At 31.9% G+C, this 18,568-nt stretch carries 22 protein-coding genes; 11 read left to right on the top strand and 11 right to left on the bottom strand.

Features of this window, described 5'->3' with window-relative positions; genetic code table 11:
* The first annotated feature begins 64 nt into the window (after positions 1-64).
* The 3 genes from GBO31_RS08565 to GBO31_RS08555 all read left to right on the top strand — a co-directional run bounded on the left by GBO31_RS08565 (position 65) and on the right by GBO31_RS08555 (position 2,234).
* The gene (locus GBO31_RS08565; protein WP_219007918.1) at positions 65-748 is read left to right on the top strand and encodes a metal-dependent transcriptional regulator; all 684 of its coding nucleotides are present in this window, start codon (positions 65-67) and stop codon (positions 746-748) included.
* Positions 749-828: 80 nt separating this feature from the next.
* Positions 829-1,608 carry a 3'-5' exonuclease gene (locus GBO31_RS08560; RefSeq protein WP_219007917.1) on the top strand — a complete coding sequence of 260 codons (780 nt, stop codon included), beginning with the start codon at positions 829-831 and terminating at the stop codon, positions 1,606-1,608.
* Between the two features lie 14 nt (positions 1,609-1,622).
* Positions 1,623-2,234, top strand: a complete 612-nt coding sequence (locus tag GBO31_RS08555; protein ID WP_219007916.1) for a fumarylacetoacetate hydrolase family protein — start codon at positions 1,623-1,625, stop codon at positions 2,232-2,234.
* Between the two features lie 12 nt (positions 2,235-2,246).
* Here GBO31_RS08555 and GBO31_RS08550 read toward each other — a convergent pair whose 3' ends face one another.
* A complete protein-coding gene (locus GBO31_RS08550; RefSeq protein ID WP_219007915.1) occupies positions 2,247-2,720 on the bottom strand; it encodes a thioredoxin family protein in 474 nt (157 codons plus the stop codon).
* A 2-nt stretch (positions 2,721-2,722) separates the two neighbouring features.
* The gene (locus GBO31_RS08545) at positions 2,723-5,083 is read right to left on the bottom strand and encodes a TonB-dependent receptor (protein ID WP_219007914.1); all 2,361 of its coding nucleotides are present in this window, start codon (positions 5,081-5,083) and stop codon (positions 2,723-2,725) included.
* Between the two features lie 316 nt (positions 5,084-5,399).
* Here GBO31_RS08545 and GBO31_RS08540 point away from each other — a divergent pair, with 316 nt between their 5' ends.
* Together GBO31_RS08540 and GBO31_RS08535 are read left to right on the top strand one after the other, a co-directional pair.
* Positions 5,400-5,738: an Hpt domain-containing protein gene (locus GBO31_RS08540; RefSeq protein ID WP_219007913.1), complete on the top strand. Its 339-nt coding sequence runs from the start codon at positions 5,400-5,402 to the stop codon at positions 5,736-5,738.
* 2 nt (positions 5,739-5,740) lie between these two features.
* Positions 5,741-6,982 (top strand): CinA family nicotinamide mononucleotide deamidase-related protein, encoded by a 1,242-nt coding sequence (locus GBO31_RS08535; RefSeq protein WP_219007912.1) that lies wholly within the window; start codon positions 5,741-5,743, stop codon positions 6,980-6,982.
* A gap of 2 nt (positions 6,983-6,984) precedes the next feature.
* On the opposite strand, the gene GBO31_RS08530 is transcribed toward GBO31_RS08535, so the two are convergent.
* The 3 genes from GBO31_RS08530 to GBO31_RS08520 form a co-directional block, all read right to left on the bottom strand.
* Complete coding sequence (locus GBO31_RS08530) at positions 6,985-7,389, bottom strand: hypothetical protein (RefSeq protein ID WP_219007911.1); 405 nt, start codon at positions 7,387-7,389, stop codon at positions 6,985-6,987.
* A 187-nt stretch (positions 7,390-7,576) separates the two neighbouring features.
* Positions 7,577-7,981 (bottom strand): hypothetical protein, encoded by a 405-nt coding sequence (locus tag GBO31_RS08525; protein ID WP_219007910.1) that lies wholly within the window; start codon positions 7,979-7,981, stop codon positions 7,577-7,579.
* Positions 7,982-8,073: 92 nt separating this feature from the next.
* Complete coding sequence (locus tag GBO31_RS08520) at positions 8,074-8,481, bottom strand: hypothetical protein (RefSeq protein WP_219007909.1); 408 nt, start codon at positions 8,479-8,481, stop codon at positions 8,074-8,076.
* A gap of 435 nt (positions 8,482-8,916) precedes the next feature.
* Here GBO31_RS08520 and rpmB point away from each other — a divergent pair, with 435 nt between their 5' ends.
* From rpmB to GBO31_RS08495, 5 genes are all read left to right on the top strand, one after another.
* Complete coding sequence (rpmB, locus tag GBO31_RS08515) at positions 8,917-9,156, top strand: 50S ribosomal protein L28 (protein WP_118461811.1); 240 nt, start codon at positions 8,917-8,919, stop codon at positions 9,154-9,156.
* A gap of 24 nt (positions 9,157-9,180) precedes the next feature.
* Entirely contained in the window at positions 9,181-9,363 is a 183-nt protein-coding gene (gene rpmG / locus GBO31_RS08510; protein ID WP_069675060.1) for a 50S ribosomal protein L33, read from the top strand.
* Between the two features lie 4 nt (positions 9,364-9,367).
* Positions 9,368-9,520, top strand: a complete 153-nt coding sequence (locus GBO31_RS08505) for a DUF4295 domain-containing protein (protein WP_219007908.1) — start codon at positions 9,368-9,370, stop codon at positions 9,518-9,520.
* Between the two features lie 125 nt (positions 9,521-9,645).
* A complete protein-coding gene (ftsY, locus tag GBO31_RS08500; RefSeq protein WP_219007907.1) occupies positions 9,646-10,599 on the top strand; it encodes a signal recognition particle-docking protein FtsY in 954 nt (317 codons plus the stop codon).
* Between the two features lie 100 nt (positions 10,600-10,699).
* Complete coding sequence (locus tag GBO31_RS08495) at positions 10,700-12,364, top strand: amidase family protein (protein WP_219007906.1); 1,665 nt, start codon at positions 10,700-10,702, stop codon at positions 12,362-12,364.
* Here GBO31_RS08495 and GBO31_RS08490 read toward each other — a convergent pair.
* Positions 12,361-13,464, bottom strand: a complete 1,104-nt coding sequence (locus tag GBO31_RS08490; protein WP_246615816.1) for a serine hydrolase domain-containing protein — start codon at positions 13,462-13,464, stop codon at positions 12,361-12,363. The two genes, GBO31_RS08495 and GBO31_RS08490, sit on opposite strands and share 4 nt — an antisense overlap.
* A 165-nt stretch (positions 13,465-13,629) precedes the next feature.
* Here GBO31_RS08490 and rimO point away from each other — a divergent pair, with 165 nt between their 5' ends.
* Positions 13,630-14,931: a 30S ribosomal protein S12 methylthiotransferase RimO gene (gene rimO, locus GBO31_RS08485; RefSeq protein WP_219007905.1), complete on the top strand. Its 1,302-nt coding sequence runs from the start codon at positions 13,630-13,632 to the stop codon at positions 14,929-14,931.
* A 612-nt stretch (positions 14,932-15,543) separates the two neighbouring features.
* Here rimO and GBO31_RS08480 read toward each other — a convergent pair.
* The 5 genes from GBO31_RS08480 to GBO31_RS08460 form a co-directional block, all read right to left on the bottom strand.
* On the bottom strand, positions 15,544-16,173 hold the full coding sequence (locus tag GBO31_RS08480; protein ID WP_219007904.1) for an NAD(P)H-dependent oxidoreductase: 630 nt from the start codon (positions 16,171-16,173) through the stop codon (positions 15,544-15,546).
* Positions 16,174-16,184: 11 nt separating this feature from the next.
* The gene (locus tag GBO31_RS08475; RefSeq protein ID WP_219007903.1) at positions 16,185-16,898 is read right to left on the bottom strand and encodes a pirin family protein; all 714 of its coding nucleotides are present in this window, start codon (positions 16,896-16,898) and stop codon (positions 16,185-16,187) included.
* 96 nt (positions 16,899-16,994) lie between these two features.
* Positions 16,995-17,906 (bottom strand): helix-turn-helix domain-containing protein, encoded by a 912-nt coding sequence (locus tag GBO31_RS08470; protein ID WP_246615815.1) that lies wholly within the window; start codon positions 17,904-17,906, stop codon positions 16,995-16,997.
* A gap of 215 nt (positions 17,907-18,121) precedes the next feature.
* The gene (locus GBO31_RS08465) at positions 18,122-18,280 is read right to left on the bottom strand and encodes a hypothetical protein (RefSeq protein ID WP_219007902.1); all 159 of its coding nucleotides are present in this window, start codon (positions 18,278-18,280) and stop codon (positions 18,122-18,124) included.
* A gap of 46 nt (positions 18,281-18,326) precedes the next feature.
* Positions 18,327-18,500 carry a hypothetical protein gene (locus tag GBO31_RS08460; RefSeq protein WP_219007901.1) on the bottom strand — a complete coding sequence of 58 codons (174 nt, stop codon included), beginning with the start codon at positions 18,498-18,500 and terminating at the stop codon, positions 18,327-18,329.
* Between the last annotated feature and the right edge of the window lie 68 nt (positions 18,501-18,568).

The following is an 18,568-nucleotide window of genomic DNA, read 5'->3' as shown; positions in this document are numbered from 1 at the left end:
CTATTTTATCTGTTAGGTTTAGTATTTTTGTTTAATTATATTAGCAAAACTAAAAAAGTTAGCTATGACTAACAAATCAAATTTGAATAATTTAACAAAAAGCGAAGAGGATTATTTAAAGGCTCTTTTTCAATTATTAATAGAAGAGAGTTCAGAAAAGGTTGGAAATAATCAATTAGCTGAATATCTCAAAGTTTCTCCGGCTTCTACTAATAATATGGTCAAGAAATTGAAAGCGAAGCATTATGTGGTAAGCGAAAAGTACGGAAAACTAGAACTTACTAATGAAGGTCGTGCTATTGCCGTTAGGCTGATCCGAAAACATAGACTTTGGGAAACCTTTTTATACAATTACTTAAATTTTAGTTGGGATGAGGTACACGAAGTTGCCGAACAGTTAGAACATATCAAATCATATAAACTTATAGATGAGTTGGATCGATTTATGGATTTTCCTGAGAAAGATCCTCATGGGGAGCTAATTCCTACTTCAAGTGGAGAATACAAGGTGATTCCTAAAATTACACTATCATCATTGAAAGAAGGGGATGTTTGTAGGTTGGTTGCAGTAAATGACGGTTCTGTGAATTTTTTAAGATTTGTTTCGGAAATAGGTTTAGCCTTAAGCAGCGAGATAAAGGTTCTTGAAGTGAGAGAATTTGATAAGTCTATTCGTATTCAATTCAATGAGACGGTAGAAACTGTTACTCGTAAGTTTGCAGATAATGTCTTTGTAAAGGTCATCTAGAGTAATAATAAATGTTAAAAAAAGAAGACTACGATAGATTATAGGTTATACCTATTATCTTTGGGGTACACAATCAATTTATGGAGCTTAAATTAAAGAAACCGATCTGTTTTTTTGATCTGGAAACAACCGGTGTAAATATATCTAAAGATCGAATCGTAGAAATTTCTATTCTAAAAATCTTTCCTAACGGTAATAAGGAAAGTAAAACTTGGCTGGTTAATCCAGAAATGCCAATTCCCCCGGAAACTACAGAAGTTCATGGTATCACTAATGAGAAGGTCGCAAATGAGCCTACTTTTAAGCAATTAGCTAGTAAAGTAAGTGAAATGATTAAAGGATGTGATTTAGGAGGTTTTAATTCTAATCGTTTTGATATTCCACTATTAGCAGAAGAACTATTAAGGGCTGATGTGGATTTTGATATGAAAAATACAGTAGCTGTAGATGTGCAAACCATTTTTCATAAAATGGAAAAAAGAACTTTGGAAGCTGCATATAAATTTTATTGTGATAAAGAGTTGAAGGATGCGCATTCTGCTGAAGCGGATACCAATGCTACGTATGAGGTTTTGAAAGCGCAATTGGACAAGTATCCTGAGCTCGAAAATGATACTAAGTTTTTAGCGGAGTTTAGTGCTAGAAAACAGTTTGCGGATTTTGCAGGTTTTATTGCGTATGATAAAGAAGGCAGAGAAATATTTTCTTTTGGCAAGCATAAAGGTAAATTAGTTGAAAAAGTAAYGGAAGATGAGCCTGGTTATTTTGGATGGTTGCAAAATGCAGATTTTCCATTGTATACAAAGAAAGTACTAACCGCCGTAAGACTTCGTAAACTAAATAATAGTCTTAAATTATAATATCCTATCAATTTATGAAGCTAATTTGCATAGGTCGAAATTACACAGATCATATAGAAGAGTTAGAGAATGAAAAACCAACAGATCCTGTGATTTTTTTGAAACCAGATACTTCTATTCTTTTAAAAAAACAGCCTTTTTTTATTCCCGACTTTTCAAATGATATTCATCATGAAGTAGAGGTTTTGGTAAAAATTAAAAAACTAGGGAAATATATTGATAAAAAATTTGCTCATAAGTATTATGATGAAATTGGCTTGGGGATTGATTTTACTGCTAGAGATTTACAAAGCCAATTAAAGGCTAAAGGTTTGCCATGGGAAAAATCAAAAGCCTTTGATGGAGCGGCGGTTATTGGTCAATGGCTTTCTAAAGATAAATTTCCTGATGTCAATGATATCAATTTTCGTTTAGAAAAGAATGAAGAAATTGTGCAAGAAGGAAATACAAAACTAATGCTTTGGAAAATAGATGAATTGATAGCATACGTTTCTCAGTTTTTCACCTTGAAAATAGGGGATATTATTTTTACAGGCACACCCGCAGGTGTAGGATCTGTAAAAACGAATGACCAGTTGAGTGGTTTTATCGAGGATGAGAAAATGTTTTCTGTAAAAGTGAAATAATATGCTTATTATCTAGAGCTCAGAAAGTAATTTTTTAGGACTCATGTATTCAAAATACCGTTTTCTAACCTTAAATTCTTCGTCTAAAAATATGATAGCAGGTAAGGAGAAAGGAGTATTTTTTCTGGAGGCTAAAAGCAATGGTATTTCGTGGATTGAGTTTCTTTTAGTCGGTTGATCTTTGTTAATAAAAATTGCGCCGTCAAAAACGATGGTATCTTTACTTTCTGCATTCATTTTAACAGCGTAATACTCTTTGTTTATCTTTTGTATAATAGCTGACTTTTTAAATGCGACTCTGTCCATTTTTTTACAATACAAACACCAATCCGCATAAAAATTAACCAGTACCTTTTTAGGTTTTACATGTAGAGAATCATCTAATTGGTCAAAAGGAATCCAATTAATTGCTGTGTTTTCTTGAGCAGAAATACTAAAATTCGCCAGTAATATGAATAGAAAAGAAAGTATTCTAGATTGTTTCATGATCAATGAAGGTTTCCAAATTTTATTCCGATAAAAAATGTTCTTGGGTTTCCTGGACCATAAATATAATCTGAATCACGTAAAGGTCCTGTATCAAAATCATCTTGATAGCTGTTGAAAATATTTTTAACACCACCGCTAAACGTCATATGAAAGCTTTCAGAAAAATCAGCATGATACTCTAATTTTAGGTTCATATCTAAAAAAGAATCGGTATCTACAAGATTAAGAAACCCAGAGTCACTTATAACTCTTGGAACGATCATACCGCTAGTGTAGGTTCCTGTTAAGTCCATATTGAATTTTTTACTTGGAATCCAAGAAGTGTTTAGATAGCCATAAGAATTGGGGTTTCTTACAAATTCATCCACTACTACGTTTTCTTCACCAATAACAGTGCCATCAGCTTCAAAAAGTACTTGATCTTCGTCATATACAGATCTTTGGATGGTTCCACCTAATTGAAATTGCCATTTTGAAGAAGGAGATATGCCAATTTCAAAATTTGCTCCAAATACTTTTGCTCCTGATCCATTTCTTACTTCTTCAAGAATAGAACCATTTTCCAATACAGAACCAGTACTAACCAAAGTAAAAGGGTCTTTAAGATCCGTATAAAACCCTTCTAAAAGAAAATCAGTTTGCATCTTATTAAAGTTCTTGGTGTAGTTTAAAGAGGCTGTAAAAGCATTTGAAAATTCTGTATCTAAATTCTCGGATAGAATAACAAATTGTGGTTCTCCTCCCACAGAAGAAATATGTAAGTCTTCATTAAAAGCTTGAGGTGCTCTAAATCCACGAGCATAACCACCTCGAAATTTTAAAGAATTAAGAATATTGTAAGAAATTGTAACTCGTGGACTTAAAACAGTTTGTTCAATAGATACATTTCTTGAAATTCCGCCAATATTGTAATCGCCATCCACATTTACATGATCCAATCTAGTTCCGATTAAAGCGGTTAACCTGTCATTAGGTTTCCATTCATATTGAAGGTAAGATCCTATAGTATGTACTTGCTGATCTATAAGCCGGTTATATCCTGCAATAATATCTTCTGTGTCACTAATATTGTATTCTAAACCAGTAGTGATAATATCATTGTTTTTCAAGTTCTGAGTAAACTGAACCCCTGTAAGTAATGCAATATCTTTAGTTATTCCATACGAATTCAGTGCTAGGATACTATCTTRTCTAGTGCGAGATCCTCCTAATCCACCATAATAACTGTCTCTTTCTGTATACTGACCAGAACTATATATAGAAAGATTATTCGTTTCCTTTTTATTTTTTAATTCATAAGTAATCCCTCCAATGAAAGTGTTATGATCTAACTCCTCTGTAATATCTGTGAAGTGAGGAGCAAGATCTAGACGATCTCCACCACGACGATACTCTTGTATGGTGGTAAGGTCTAGCGCAATTTTACTTCTTTCACTAGTCTTTAAGAATGTTTTTAAGCCAAATGTTGTGTTTTGTAACGTAGTTAGTTCTGTAAAACCATCTTCATTAGCATCAAATTCTTCTCTATCTCTGTTAAGTCCAAAAACTGTAATCCCAGACATTAAATCATCACTAACCAAAGAAGCATTAAAATTAAGAGATCTGTCTGGTGTGTCTCCATCGATAAGACCAAGATAGGTTCCAACTTCCCAAGTATTTAAAATGGGATCTTTGGTTATAATATTTATTGTTCCTGCAATAGCATTAGAGCCATAAAGGGCAGATCCTCCACTTCTTATCACTTCAATTCGATCAACAATGTTGGTAGGTATTTGTTCCAGACCATATACGCTATTTAGTGCACTAAATACAGCTCTGCTATTTATGAGTACTTGCGTGTAACTACCATCTAAACCATTCAATCTTACCTGAGTAAATCCACAATTTTGACAATTGTTCTCGACCCTAACACCAGGAGAGAAATTCAATCCTTCTGATATAGATATAGATTGTGTAGCTTCCAAAAGTTTAGGGCTTAAAACATTCACAACAACAGGAGCTTTTTTTCTATTTACCCGATTTCTGGTAGCACTTACTACAACTTGATCAAGGTTTAACCGGTCTTCTGTTAGTGTGATATTTTTAGTTTGATTATTAGATGTTATAGAAATGCTTTCAGTTAAGGTTTGATACCCAAGAAGACTAGTTTTTATAGCGTAATTACCAAATGGAATTTGTTTTATTTCGAAAGAACCATTTTGATCTGAATAAACGGTAGTTGTAAACGAAGCACCAGATATTTCTATAGTTACAAAAGGTAATGGGGTTTTGTCGTTATAAACTTGACCTTGCAAGTTTCCTGTTTGAGCTAATACAAAGGAAGTTTTTAATAAGATTAAAAACAATAAAAAAGGTTTCATATTGTAAATTAAACAATGTTTTATTAGATTTGGCAAATATAAAAAGTTAGCTTAGACTAACAAATTGATTTAACGAATATTAAACAGTTTTTTAGTTTAGTTTAAATTTGATTGTTTTTTAAGGAAAATCCTTGTAAATAAGACTAAAAGAAGATTTAGTTTGTTTTGATTTCAGAATAATCATTGAAATATTTTACTTTAAAGATTGGAGATATTATCTTTACGAGAATACCAGTTGGTTTTGTGGTGGAAAAACAATATGTTGTTAACTGGTTTTGAATAAGAACAGTAATTATTATCAATAAGACTTAAATACATGAGCAAAGGTTATAGCTTAGAAAGTGTAAATGAATTGTCCGGTGGAGATGATGAGTTTATAACAGTATTAGTACAAACATTTTTAGAAGAGATACCACCAGATCTAGAAGGTATGGGGCAAGCTGTGCAGAATAATGATCCTACTACAGCGTATCAATTTGCTCATAAAATGAAACCTAATCTTCAGTTGTTTGGTATCGATCTTTTAAAAGAAATTAAACAAGTCGAGGCTTGGTCTAAGTCGGGTATGGAAAAATCCGAAATTGAATCCATATTGAGTCATATCGTTGCTACTGTAAATAAAGCTATTAATGATCTGAAAGCTGATTTTCAATAACTATGCTTGCAGAAATAATTACGATTGGTGATGAAATTCTCATCGGTCAAATAATAGATTCTAATTCCGCTTTTATAGGAAAAGAACTAAATAAAATAGGTATAGATGTTTATCAAATCACTTCGATACAGGATGATAAACAGCATATTCTTAATGCATTTGAAGAAGCAAAAAATAGGGTAGATGTTGTGCTAGTTACTGGTGGTTTAGGTCCTACTAAAGATGATATAACCAAGCATACTATCTGTGAATATTTTGAGGATACTTTGGTACAAAATGAGGATGTTTTACTTCATGTCGAAGCACTTTTTGCTAAATATATAAATACTCCAATTAGCGATGTTAATAGAATGCAAGCATTGGTTCCTAGTACATCAACTGTACTAATGAACAACTTTGGTACGGCACCTGGAATGTGGTTGGAAAAAGATAATACGGTATTTGTATCTATGCCTGGAGTTCCTTTTGAGATGAAAAATTTAATGAAGGATCGTGTGCTGCCAATGCTTCAGGAAAAATTTGATAGACCTTATATTATACATAAAACCGTACTCACTTATGGTTTAGGGGAAAGTGCTATAGCAGAGAAAATTGAACAATGGGAAGAAGCTTTACCGTCTTTTATCAAACTAGCTTATCTTCCTAATTTAGGTAGAGTACGACTTCGTCTTTCGGCTCGTGGTACGAATGAGCAATTGCTTTTAGATACTATAGAAGACAATATCAAAGGTTTGAATAAGCTAATAGGAGATATTATCGTTGGCTACGAAAGCGAAGAATCTATAGAGACTCTTATTGGTAAAAAGCTTGTGGAAAAAGGTAAATTTCTAGCAGTTGCTGAAAGTTGTACTGGTGGTAAAATTGCACAGTCTTTAACTGCAGGTGCGGGTGCTTCAGCTTTTTTTAAAGGGGCTGCGGTTACCTATGCAACAGATTCCAAATCTGATGTCTTAGGGGTAAGTGAAACTTTAATTGAAAAATTTACGGTGACTAGTCATGAAGTTGCAGAAGCTATGGCGATTGGTGTTAAAAATAAATTTAAAGCGGATTATGGTATTGCAACTACGGGAAATGCAGGGCCATCCAAAGGTGATGGTGATGTTGAGGTAGGTACAGTTTTTATTGCTATTTCAACTCCTAATCGTACTTTTTCTGAGAAATTTGTTTTTAGTAATCTTAGAGAACGTACTATTGGAAAAGCAGTGAATAAGGCTTTAGAATTGGTATTAAAAGAGTTGGAATAATTCTATTTTTTTAAATTTTCTTTTTTACTCCAATTTATGGCATCTTTTAGGTTGCTGAAATTGTAAAAGGGTTTTTTAGCAAAGTACTTTTCTATTTCTGTTGATATTTCGTTCACTTCATTATAAATAACTACTGCATATCCTTTGAAGTTTTCCATATAAGTAAAAGGACATTCTAAATAATCAGTTGGTATAATTGAATGTGAATTTATTCTATTGGAGATATATGTAAATGGTTTTCCATCGCCATAATGTTTTCTTATAATAGGGATTAAATCTTGAAGTTTTCCTAGTGTAATTGTTACACCTTCCTTTATTTCTGCAATAATATATTCTTCATAAAAGAAATAGGTTCCTAGTGGATGGTCGAGCCTTTCTATCAAAACATCTTTGGACTGAATTTCCATGACTTTGTTTTTTTGTTAGTTGCAAGTTTGTCGTGATGTTTTGGGTTTAATTACCTGCTTATCAATATTTTGTGATGTCTTTAAGAATTTCAAACCTTATAGTTACCATAGATTATGAAAATATTAATATTAAGGATGGAGGATGAGCTACTAGTGATGAAATTTTTAATTGCTGCTACAATACTTTTTAGATCAATGGCTTAATAAGGGAGTCTTTCCAGCGTAAAGCGTCTTCCAGATCATTAAAAATAGCTGTTTCATTATCTAAAAAGGATTGTTCAAGGGTAGCTATTTTTGTGTTGATGGCGTTATAGGTTACAACTCCATATCCTATAAAGTTAGGAAAAAGCTTAGATGACTTAAAATGTCCAGTGGGAACAAAAGAAAAAGAGTTTTTTCTATTTGAGATATATACAAAAGGAACTGTGGTTCCATAATATGAATGAATCAGTTGAAATAGGCCTGAACAATTTTCAAATGTTAAGGTAACACCTTCTTTTATTTCTGATATGATATGGTTCTTGTAAAAATAAAATAGACCAATATCAAGCTCATGCTTATGAATAAGCTCTTTGTTAAAATCGTACGTCATGTTTTATTGTTGAGTTTTCCAATTACAATCTGAATATACTTTTTTTGTAGGAAAAAGACAACTTTTGTTCTGACCAACTAGTTTAATAACTATTATTTATCTAAAAGAAGTTGATCACTCCAAAATATGGCATCTTCCAAATTGTCAAAAACTTTTGTTGGTACTTCAAGAAAGGATTGTTCAAGGGTTGCTATTTTTGTATTAATAGCATCATAGGTAACTACTGCATATCCTTTTACATAGGGCAGCTGTTTTTTAGCTTCAAAATGTACCGTTGGTTGTAAGGAATACGAATTTATTCTATTTGCAATATACACGAACGGATTGTCGAATGAGTAATATTTTTTTGTGAATTCATCAGATATTTTTAATACGATATCTAGTTCTACTTTAACACCTTCATCAATTTCTGAAATCATAAAACTATCATAGTAGTAAAAAACTCCAACACCATTAACAATATGTTTTTGAAGAAGTCTATTTTTCAAAGAATCGTGCATAATTATCTAAATCAAATGGATAACTAAATATACAACACAAGATCAAAAAAAACTTATTTTTAGTTGTTTGTATTTCTTATCAATTAAAAGATATAAAAAAAGCGGATCCTTAGATCCGCTTGTTTACTACTCAATTACCCCATATCAAGTAGTTAGTTACAGTTATGAAAACTAACTGGTGTAAAAGTAATAGCTATTAAGGATTTACTATATACGTAAAAACACCCGTTTTTGATTTTTGCTAAATTGAATTAGTTGTAGTACCTGGTTTTATGCTATTTTTGAAAGATAAATTATATGGTAAGCGATAGGTTTAAAGGATATTGATAATTAATTTTAAAAAAAGAGAAAAAAACACAAAACTATTATTGGTGGTTCGGTAAATAATTCGTTAATTTGCACCCTGTTTTGAAATAATACCAAAATTAAGAAGAGATGTCAAGAGTTTGCGAGCTTACAGGTAAAAAAGCAATGGTGGGGAATAATGTTTCTCACGCTATGAATAAAACAAAACGTAAATTCAACGCGAATTTAATTAAGAAGCGTTTTTATATTCCAGAAGAGGATAGATGGGTAACACTTAAAGTGTCTACTGCAGCTTTGAAAAATATAAATAAAAACGGTATTGCTGCTGTTTTAAAAGAAGCAAGAGCTAAAGGTTTCTTAACAAAGTAATTCAGCTTTTAAAAAAATACTATAATGGCAAAGAAAGGTAATAGAGTTCAGGTAATCTTAGAATGTACAGAGCATAAAGCTTCTGGTCAGCCAGGTACGTCAAGATATATAACTACAAAGAATAAAAAGAATACTCCTGATAGAATGGAAATAAAGAAATTTAACCCTATTCTAAAGAGAATGACTGTTCATAAAGAAATAAAATAATAAAATGGCAAAGAAATCAGTAGCATCGTTACAGACAGGATCTAAGAGATTAACTAAGGCTATAAAAATGGTTAAATCTCCAAAAACAGGAGCTTATACTTTCGTAGAGTCAATTATGGCACCTGATGCAGTAAATGACTTTTTTAAGAAAAAGTAATTTGCAAGAAAATATTTTAAAAAGAAGCCGTTTCAATTTAATTGGAATGGCTCTTTCTTTTTATATTTATAAAAGTTAATGACAAGGTCATATTTTTTAACTTATTAGCATTTTGAGAACAATACATGAGTTTATTTAAAAAAATATTCTCTTCAGAGAAAAAAGAAACCCTCGATAAAGGATTAGAAAAATCTAAAACCAGTTTTTTTTCTAAATTAAGCAAAGCTGTAGCAGGTAAATCTAAAGTAGATGACGATGTTTTAGATAATTTAGAGGAAGTATTAGTAACTAGTGATGTTGGTGTAAAAACAACAATCAAAGTTATAGAAAGAATTGAAGATAGGGTTTCCAGAGATAAATATTTAGGTACAGAAGAGTTAAATAAAATTTTAAGAGAAGAAATTGCAGGATTACTTTCTGAAACAAATTCTGGAGAAGATTCTGATTTTGAAATTCCTAAAGTTAAGAAACCTTATGTTTTGATGGTGGTAGGAGTTAATGGAGTAGGTAAAACAACTACTATCGGAAAATTAGCTTATCAGTTTAATAAAAAAGGCTTAAAAGTAGTTTTAGGTGCAGCAGATACTTTTAGAGCTGCGGCTATTGATCAATTACAAGTCTGGGCAGATCGGGTAGATGTGCCTATTGTAAAACAAGAGATGGGAAGTGATCCGGCTTCTGTTGCCTTCGATACACTACAATCTGGAGTAAATCAAGATGCAGATGTGATCATTATTGATACTGCTGGAAGATTGCATAACAAAATAAACCTGATGAACGAATTGACAAAAGTAAAGCGAGTAATGCAAAAAGTGGTTGGAGATGCACCGCATGATGTTTTGCTGGTTTTGGATGGTTCTACAGGACAAAATGCTTTCGAACAAGCAAAACAATTTACTGCTGCTACAGAGGTAACTTCGTTAGCGGTCACAAAATTAGATGGTACTGCTAAGGGTGGTGTTGTAATAGGAATTAGTGATCAATTCCAGATTCCTGTAAAGTACATTGGAGTAGGTGAAGGCATTGAAGATCTTCAGGTATTTAATAAATATGAATTTGTAGATTCTTTCTTTAAATAAGATAGTAGACTTGTTACAAAATAGTTAAAAGGGATATTGTAATCAATAACAATATCTCTTTTTGTTATTTTAAGAGTGTATTTTATAAACAAGGAAACTCATGATATATAGAGCAGTTCTTATTTTTATTTTAATTTTTTCTTCTTGTAAAAAAGAAATTACTCAGGAAGTTGCTACAAAACAACCTACCGTAGTGTGGCAATCTTATGATGAATCAGAAGATCTGAAAGCGACGTTGGAATTAGAGCAACCCAGAATGCATTTAAAGCTGATTAACTCTAAAGTATTGGATAAAAATCAGATCTGGGAAGTAGTAGAATCAGAGTTGAATTACTTCTCAGAGGAAGATTATAATGCTGTTAAACCACTTATTTTAGAAAAAGATATTCCTTCTCTACAAAATAGCATTAAACAAGGTATGCTGACCTATGAAAAATTAGTGCTGTTTTATTTGTATCGTATTCGAAAATATGAAAGTGATAATAAACTTTCACTTAATGGAATTATTTCATTGAATCCCGAGGTTGTAAAACAAGCTAGAGAATTGGACAAAATTGACACAGCTAAAATAGATATCTATTCTATTTACGGCATGCCAATTTTACTCAAGGATAATATCAATGCAGAAGGGATGGCAACGACTGCAGGGGCGGTTGTTTTGCAGAACAATATGGCAAAGAATGCTTTTATAACAGATCGATTAGTGAAAAAAAAGGCATTAATATTAGGAAAAGCAAATCTGAGTGAGTGGGCTTATTTTTTCTGTTCTGGATGCCCAGTAGGATATAGTGCAATAGGAGGACAAACATTAAATCCATACGGTAGAATGATCTTTGAATCTGGAGGTTCTAGCTCCGGAAGTGGAGTTACTGTTGCAGCGAATTTTTGTGTAGCAGCTATTGGAACAGAAACTAGCGGCTCTATATTGTCCCCTTCCAGCCAGAATGCTGTTGTCGGCTTAAAACCTACAGTTGGAGTTTTTAGCCGGAGCGGTATTGTACCTATTTCAAGTACATTAGATACTCCAGGTCCTATGACGAAATCTGTAATTGATAATGTGATTTTATATAATGTTCTTATAGGTCAAGATGCAAAGGATATTGCATCTGTTCCTTCATTAAGAATTCCGTATCCGAAAATTATGAAATCAGATTTAAAAGGAAAAAAGTTTGGAGTGCTTAAAGAATATCTTAAAGATTCACTCTATGCCAATGCGGTTGAAAATATTAGAAGTTCTGGAGCAGAAATCTTTGAATTAGAGCCAAAGACTACTAGACTTCCTGGTTTTTTGACAATACTTAATGTTGATATGAAACATGATCTACCACGATATTTAGCTTCTCATACTAATGATGATGTAACAACTAGAAGTATTGAAGATATTATAGCGTTCAACCTTCAAGATTCTTTAGTAAGAATGCCCTATGGGCAAGCATTATTAGAAGGTGTAGTAATCGATAGTACTACGGTTAAAGAATTAGATAAGATTAAGGGAGATTTGCAAACAATTTCTAGGAATTATTTTGATATTCATTTAGATGCGCACGATTTGGACGCTATTTTATCCATTAATAATTACCATGCTGGATATGCAGCAGTAGCAAAATATCCGGCAATTACAGTTCCTATGGGGTATACAGACAAAGGAGAACCTAAAGGCTTGACTTTTATTGCAAAATCATTTTCTGAAACTAAATTATTAGAATTGGCTTTTGCTTATGAACAAGTTTCTAAAAAACGCCAAGCACCGTCAAACTATAACTAATTCATCAGTTCATTCATCTTAATCCATAAATCATTATCAAAACTAGAAGGACCTAACAAAGCTTCGCCAGTATCCTCTCCCATTCTAACTATTACTAGATTTTGACTAGGAACGATGTATAACTTTTGATCGTCCTTCCCTAGACCTGCAATAAGGTCATCTGGAGYATCAGGCATAAGTTCTCCTTGGAATTCTGTTTCAAATGAAGGAGCTCGAAAACTAGTTTCTCCATTAAGCCACCATAAATATCCGTAAGCTGGATTAAGATTTTGAGAACTAGTTGTCATTTCTGTAAAATAATTTTGATCTATAAGAATTGGGGTGTCATCCCAACTTCCTCTATTAAGATTAAGTAAACCAAAACGAGCCATACTTCGTGCAGTGCTGTAATATACATTGGCATATCCAAGACTCAGCCAAGCGCCGTTCATTCCGATTTTATTTTTGATTTTAACATCAAAATAATCCGTATACTCCATTCCTGTAGCTCCTGTGATGATATCTGATAATAGAGTGTATGCTCCGTTATGATAGTACCAAAAGGAGTTCGGTGTATTTAGATACGTCAGGCACTCAAAATCAGTACAGTTCTGATTAGCTACATTGTAATCCAAACCAGTAGTCATGCTTAGATGATTTTTTACTGTTATAGCATTTTCCTGATTGATAGTGATATCTGCCCATTGTGTTCCTAAATATGTATTGGAGGGTTGGTTGATATTTAATAGTTCTTCTTGCTGTGCTATACCTATCATAAATGACATTAGAGTTTTACCTGCAGAATACCAAGGGTTATTATCTGAAACATTTGAACCATTAAAGTACTTTTCAATAACTATTTTACCATCTTTTAATATGATAAAGGCCTTCGTGTTTTTCTCCTCAAGAAAATTATAAAGTTCAGTTTCAGCAGTAGAATTCCAACTTAGATCTGCAATAGATAAGGTCTCCCATTCTTCTGAATCTATAGGAGGAAAATATAAAGAATTTTGATCTGAATCTGGCTCTGGCTCTTCAACAATAACTTCTTCTGAATCATTAGAACATGAAAACATGCCGAAAAGCAATAGTAATAGTATAGGGAACATCTCTTTTTGCATAGCTTATTTGGGTTATATCTGTAGATTTAGACTATACAATATACAAAAGGTTTAAAGTATTTATGATTTTCAATAAAGAGTTGTTTGCATTTATAGGCTAAACTTTAGTTATTCATTGTATCTTTGCAGACCCTTAATAGAACCAGGTAGACTGATCTAAACGATATGAGAACAAAGACTTTAAAGAAAAATAAAATCAATGTAGTTACATTAGGATGTAGTAAAAACGTTTACGACAGCGAAGTTCTGATGGGGCAACTTAAAGCAAATAATAAGGAAGTTGTTCATGAAGAAGAAGGAAATGTTGTTGTAATTAATACATGTGGTTTTATTGCAAATGCCAAAGAAGAATCTGTGAATACTATTTTAGAGTATGTGCAAAAGAAAGATCAGGGTATTGTAGATAAAGTTTTTGTGACAGGTTGTTTGTCAGAAAGATATAAGCCTGATTTGGAGGAAGAAATTCCGGATGTGGATCAATATTTTGGAACAACTGAACTTCCAGGATTATTAAAGGCGTTAGGAGCAGATTATAAACATGAATTGATAGGAGAAAGATTGACTACTACTCCTAAAAACTATGCATATCTAAAAATTGCAGAAGGATGCGATCGTCCGTGTTCTTTTTGTGCAATTCCTTTAATGAGAGGAAAGCATAAATCGACTCCTATTGAAGAATTAGTTGTCGAAGCTGAGAAGTTGGCTGCTGATGGAGTAAAAGAATTAGTATTAATCGCACAGGATTTGACATACTATGGATTAGATCTTTATAAAGAAAGAAAATTAGCAGATCTACTTCGGGAATTGGTTAAAGTAGAAGGAATAGAGTGGATACGTTTACACTATGCGTTCCCAACTGGTTTTCCTATGGAAGTTTTAGAAGTGATGCGACAAGAACCTAAAATCTGTAATTATATCGATATTCCTTTGCAACATATTGCAGATCCAATTCTGAAATCTATGCGAAGAGGTACTACTAAAGCTAAAACTACAAAACTCCTAAAAGAATTTAGAGAAGCAGTACCCGAAATGGCAATTAGAACAACCTTAATTGTCGGATATCCAGGTGAAACTCAAGAAGATTTTGAGACATTAAGAGATTGGGTAAAAGAAATGCGTTTTGAACGTTTAGGATGCTTTACCTATTCTCATGAAGAAAATACACATGCATATAATTTAGAAGATGATGTGCCTGAAGAAGTAAAAATGGATCGCGCTAATGAAATTATGGAGATCCAGTCTCAAATATCTTGGGAACTTAACCAAGCAAAGATTGGACAGGAATTTAAGGTGGTTATAGATAGAAAAGAAGGAAAATATTTTATAGGTAGAACCGAATTTGACTCTCCAGATGTTGATAATGAAGTCTTGATAGATGCTTCTAAGTTTTATTTAAAAACAGGTGAGTATACCAATGTAAAAATATACGAAGCTGAAGATTTTGATTTATATGGTGAAGTAGTTTAAGATTCTATGAAATTGTACAGTGCTACAAAATTTATTTCTCTTACTTTATTGAGTGTATCATTATCATCTATAATATAGGGCTAATAGCCTAGTTAAAAAAAAATCGAGGACGACCTAGTTCCTCGATTTTATTGCGTAAATACTCTTTATATTTTTTTTGGCTAATTCAAATGTAAAAGAGAACTTTATATGTTTATCTTATTACGTAACAAAGTTTTATATTAAACGCTGTATTTCTAATTTTATTTCGACCGCAAAAATATTTAAAAAAGAAGTATAAAATATTGTATTTCAGATGGTAACAAGAATGTTTAAATGAATTCTAAAATTCATGAGCTGAGTTTTTTGCAACTTATTGATTATCAGCGGTGGAATATTGTTAATAAAACAAAGGAAGTTTTGATTTCAGTACATTATTTTTAGAATTTCTTTGCAAAAAAAACAGTATGCTTTTTCCTTAAAAATAGAGTACAATTAACAATTTGATAATATTGAAGGTTAATATTTACGTAATTATTTTTTTCGATTCTAATAAATCTTATAATTAATAAAAGGAGATTTGAAGTTAAATGCCAAATCTCCTTTTTTATATTTATGAAACGGATTTAAATCCTAAATAGTTTCAAATAGTTCATCCATTGGTTTTCTTACCTTTTTGCTATGTTGTGTCATATCTTCCTCAGAGCGATATCCAATAGTAGCAATTACTGCAGCTGATAATCCTTTTTCTGATAAGTTTAAAATATTGTCATATCCTTCTGGTTCAAAGCCTTCCATAGGACAGGCATCAATCTTTAGTTCTGCACAAGCTGCTAAGAGATTGCCTAATCCTATATATGTTTGTTTCGCCGTCCATGCCTTGACAACATCATCAGGTAATTCGGTAAGTTTTGATTTCATAAAATCTCCATACCCTTTTAGATCATCAAAGTTTAATTCCTGTATATCTGCTTTTAATTTTAGGTAATCATCGATTACTTTTTCATCCACTTTTGTATAATTACAAAAGACAACAAGTTGTGATGCATCTACAATCTGTGATTGTCCCCAGGATTCTGGTTGTAACTTTTTACGAATTTCCGGATCTTCTATAATTAACACCTTGTAAGCTTGTAAACCATAAGAAGTAGCAGCTAATGAAATTGCTGTTTTAATACTTTCAAGATCAGAGTTCGAAATTTTTTTTTCGGAATCAAATTTTTTGGTAGCATATCGCCACTCTAAATTTTGTAATAGTTGCATAGATGTATGATTTATTGAGTGATAGGTACTTCCATAACTAATATTTTGGAAGTACTGTTTGATTCTATTTTAATTTCATTGGTATCCCAAATGCCTAATCCATCTCTTTTTTTCAATTCATTATTTTCAACCGTAACATTTCCTTCTAAAACAAAAATGTAAACACCATTGTTTTTGTTTTTAACAGAGTAATGTTGTGTATGTCCTTTCTCAAATTGTCCCATATGAAACCAAGCATCTTGGTATATCCAAATCCCATTATCATCTTTATTCGGAGACAGAATTTGATATAAGTTGTTTTCCAAATTATCATCGTCTATGGTAATTTGATCATATCTTGGAGTAACGTTCTTTTTATTTGGGATAACCCAAATCTGAAGGAATTTCACTTCTTTATCAGAATTTTTGTTATACTCACTATGAAAAACTCCTGTCCCGGCACTCATGACTTGTATGTCACCTTGTTTAATTACAGTAGTATTTCCCATGCTATCTTTGTGTTCTAGATCTCCTTCTAAAGGAATAGAAATGATTTCCATATTATCATGAGGATGTTTTCCAAATCCCATTCCGGCAGATACAGTATCATCATTAAGTACTCTTAATGCACCAAAACTCATTCTTTCAGGATTATAATAATTTCCGAAACTGAAGGAATGATAAGAGTTTAACCATCCTAAATTAGCAGTTCCTCTTGTTTCTGATGTATGCATGATTGTTTTCATAATATATCCTTTCGTTTTTTTATTCCATACAAATTTCATCTATTAATGATGTATTTAAAATATGAGAATACGTGAGAAGGTTATAAAAATCCGACCTTATATATTTTTTTTAAAGTTTGTTGGTGACTGACCGGTACATTTCTTGAAAAAATTACTAAAATTGGCGGGTTCTGAAAAACCAAGATCATATCCAATCTCTTTTGCAGTTTTCTCTGAAAACGTTAATAATCTTTTTGCTGCAATAATAATTCTGGATTGGAGGTATTCTTTTGCTGTTTTTCCAATGAGTGCTTTTATGGTTCTATTAAGGTGATCTGGAGTTACATGCAAAGCCTCAGCATACTGCTGTACTTTATGCCATTCAGAAAAATGATGCTCTACTAAATCTTTATATGCGGTGAGAATCAATGAGCCAGCTTGTAGCTGTTGAGGATCTTTTGAGTGAATAGTACAAATATTATTGCTAAATATTAAAAATAATTTTATCAATGCTCCAATAGCTTCTATCCTAAATTTAGATGTCGAGTGATAGGTTTCAAAAATTTCTGTACTATAGGTGTTTAGTGTGTTAAATTGAATTTCATTTAACTGAAGTGGAGGTGTATACCCATAATCCTGAAATAAATTAATATCCTCGATGAAACGATAATCTATATTGTTTTTTAACATAAATTGCCTTGAAAAAGTAAGAACCCATCCAAAGGATTTTTTTTCTTCAATAATTTGATGAACTTGACCTGGACTTAAAAAAAAGACTTGATGTTCTTCTAATGTAAATTCATTGAAATCAATAATGTGAGATCCTTTTGCTTTTGCAACCAATATAACAATATAAAAATCGTGTCTGTGAGGAAGATCTGGGATACCATTTTTTTTATCGTAAATATCTTCCATTTTTCTAATATCAAAAGTCACTTGATGATTTTCAGCATCTGTAAGTTGATATGTTTTTATGGAATCCAATTTGTAATTAGAAAAAATATTTAGTGATCTTACCCTTAAATTCAAAATTTCTAAGATTGAAGATAGGTGTTTTACTTTTCTTTTCCTTTATACTTATGTAATATTTAGGATAATCTTTGAAGAAGAGTTTTGTCCCGTATAATACTTGTTTTGGTTTGGGAATAAAAAAAGGGAAAGCTTTTACTGCTTTCCCAATCAAAAGTATAACTACTTTTTGTTTTTTTGGATAATTCTAAATTGATAAAATGAGAATCTATGGATTATTCGTCTCCAACTATGATTTCGTCTTCTCCTTCATTATCATTAGTTTCTTCTGTATCTACAGTTATATCTTCGTTAAATACAGCATCTTCAAAAGATTCGTTTTCACAAGCAACAAACATTGAAGCTAATACTACTAAGATTGATAATTTTTTCATGTTTTCTGATTTTTTGTATTTTATTTTGGTTTATTTTATTCGGTTGTTAGTTTCCTAATCCGTGTCTGTTATCATTGTGAATATCGATGATCTCGATATCTTCATTTTCAGAAACTTCAATTTCATTTTCTGCATTGAATACTTCGTCTTCAACAGATGAGCTTTCGCATGATAATGTAGCTAAAGCTATCATAACTAGAAATGGGAATTTTTTGATCATTTTAATAAAAGTTATTTATGTTTTGTGATATGTTGTTATCTGCTTTTTTAAAAACCGGGGCAAATGTA

The organism is Aquimarina litoralis (assembly GCF_019295435.1).
In the GTDB taxonomy this organism is placed as follows: Bacteria; Bacteroidota; Bacteroidia; order Flavobacteriales; family Flavobacteriaceae; genus Aquimarina; species Aquimarina litoralis_A.
This window is presented reverse-complemented; position numbering and strand designations above follow the sequence as displayed.

Excerpts from the sequence above, each read along its gene's own strand:
- rpmB (WP_118461811.1), top strand. The coding sequence starts at position 8,917 with ATGTCAAGAGTTTGCGAGCTTACAGGTAAAAAAGCAATGGTGGGGAAT.
- GBO31_RS08480 (WP_219007904.1), bottom strand. The coding sequence starts at position 16,173 with ATGCAACTATTACAAAATTTAGAGTGGCGATATGCTACCAAAAAATTT.
- GBO31_RS08535 (WP_219007912.1), top strand. The coding sequence starts at position 5,741 with ATGCTTGCAGAAATAATTACGATTGGTGATGAAATTCTCATCGGTCAA.
- rpmG (WP_069675060.1), top strand. The coding sequence starts at position 9,181 with ATGGCAAAGAAAGGTAATAGAGTTCAGGTAATCTTAGAATGTACAGAG.
- GBO31_RS08460 (WP_219007901.1), bottom strand. The coding sequence starts at position 18,500 with ATGATCAAAAAATTCCCATTTCTAGTTATGATAGCTTTAGCTACATTA.
- GBO31_RS08565 (WP_219007918.1), top strand. The coding sequence starts at position 65 with ATGACTAACAAATCAAATTTGAATAATTTAACAAAAAGCGAAGAGGAT.
- GBO31_RS08530 (WP_219007911.1), bottom strand. The coding sequence starts at position 7,389 with ATGGAAATTCAGTCCAAAGATGTTTTGATAGAAAGGCTCGACCATCCA.
- ftsY (WP_219007907.1), top strand. The coding sequence starts at position 9,646 with ATGAGTTTATTTAAAAAAATATTCTCTTCAGAGAAAAAAGAAACCCTC.
- GBO31_RS08525 (WP_219007910.1), bottom strand. The coding sequence starts at position 7,981 with ATGACGTACGATTTTAACAAAGAGCTTATTCATAAGCATGAGCTTGAT.
- GBO31_RS08520 (WP_219007909.1), bottom strand. The coding sequence starts at position 8,481 with ATGCACGATTCTTTGAAAAATAGACTTCTTCAAAAACATATTGTTAAT.
- GBO31_RS08550 (WP_219007915.1), bottom strand. The coding sequence starts at position 2,720 with ATGAAACAATCTAGAATACTTTCTTTTCTATTCATATTACTGGCGAAT.
- GBO31_RS08475 (WP_219007903.1), bottom strand. The coding sequence starts at position 16,898 with ATGAAAACAATCATGCATACATCAGAAACAAGAGGAACTGCTAATTTA.
- GBO31_RS08555 (WP_219007916.1), top strand. The coding sequence starts at position 1,623 with ATGAAGCTAATTTGCATAGGTCGAAATTACACAGATCATATAGAAGAG.
- GBO31_RS08505 (WP_219007908.1), top strand. The coding sequence starts at position 9,368 with ATGGCAAAGAAATCAGTAGCATCGTTACAGACAGGATCTAAGAGATTA.
- GBO31_RS08540 (WP_219007913.1), top strand. The coding sequence starts at position 5,400 with ATGAGCAAAGGTTATAGCTTAGAAAGTGTAAATGAATTGTCCGGTGGA.
- GBO31_RS08465 (WP_219007902.1), bottom strand. The coding sequence starts at position 18,280 with ATGAAAAAATTATCAATCTTAGTAGTATTAGCTTCAATGTTTGTTGCT.
- GBO31_RS08495 (WP_219007906.1), top strand. The coding sequence starts at position 10,700 with ATGATATATAGAGCAGTTCTTATTTTTATTTTAATTTTTTCTTCTTGT.
- rimO (WP_219007905.1), top strand. The coding sequence starts at position 13,630 with ATGAGAACAAAGACTTTAAAGAAAAATAAAATCAATGTAGTTACATTA.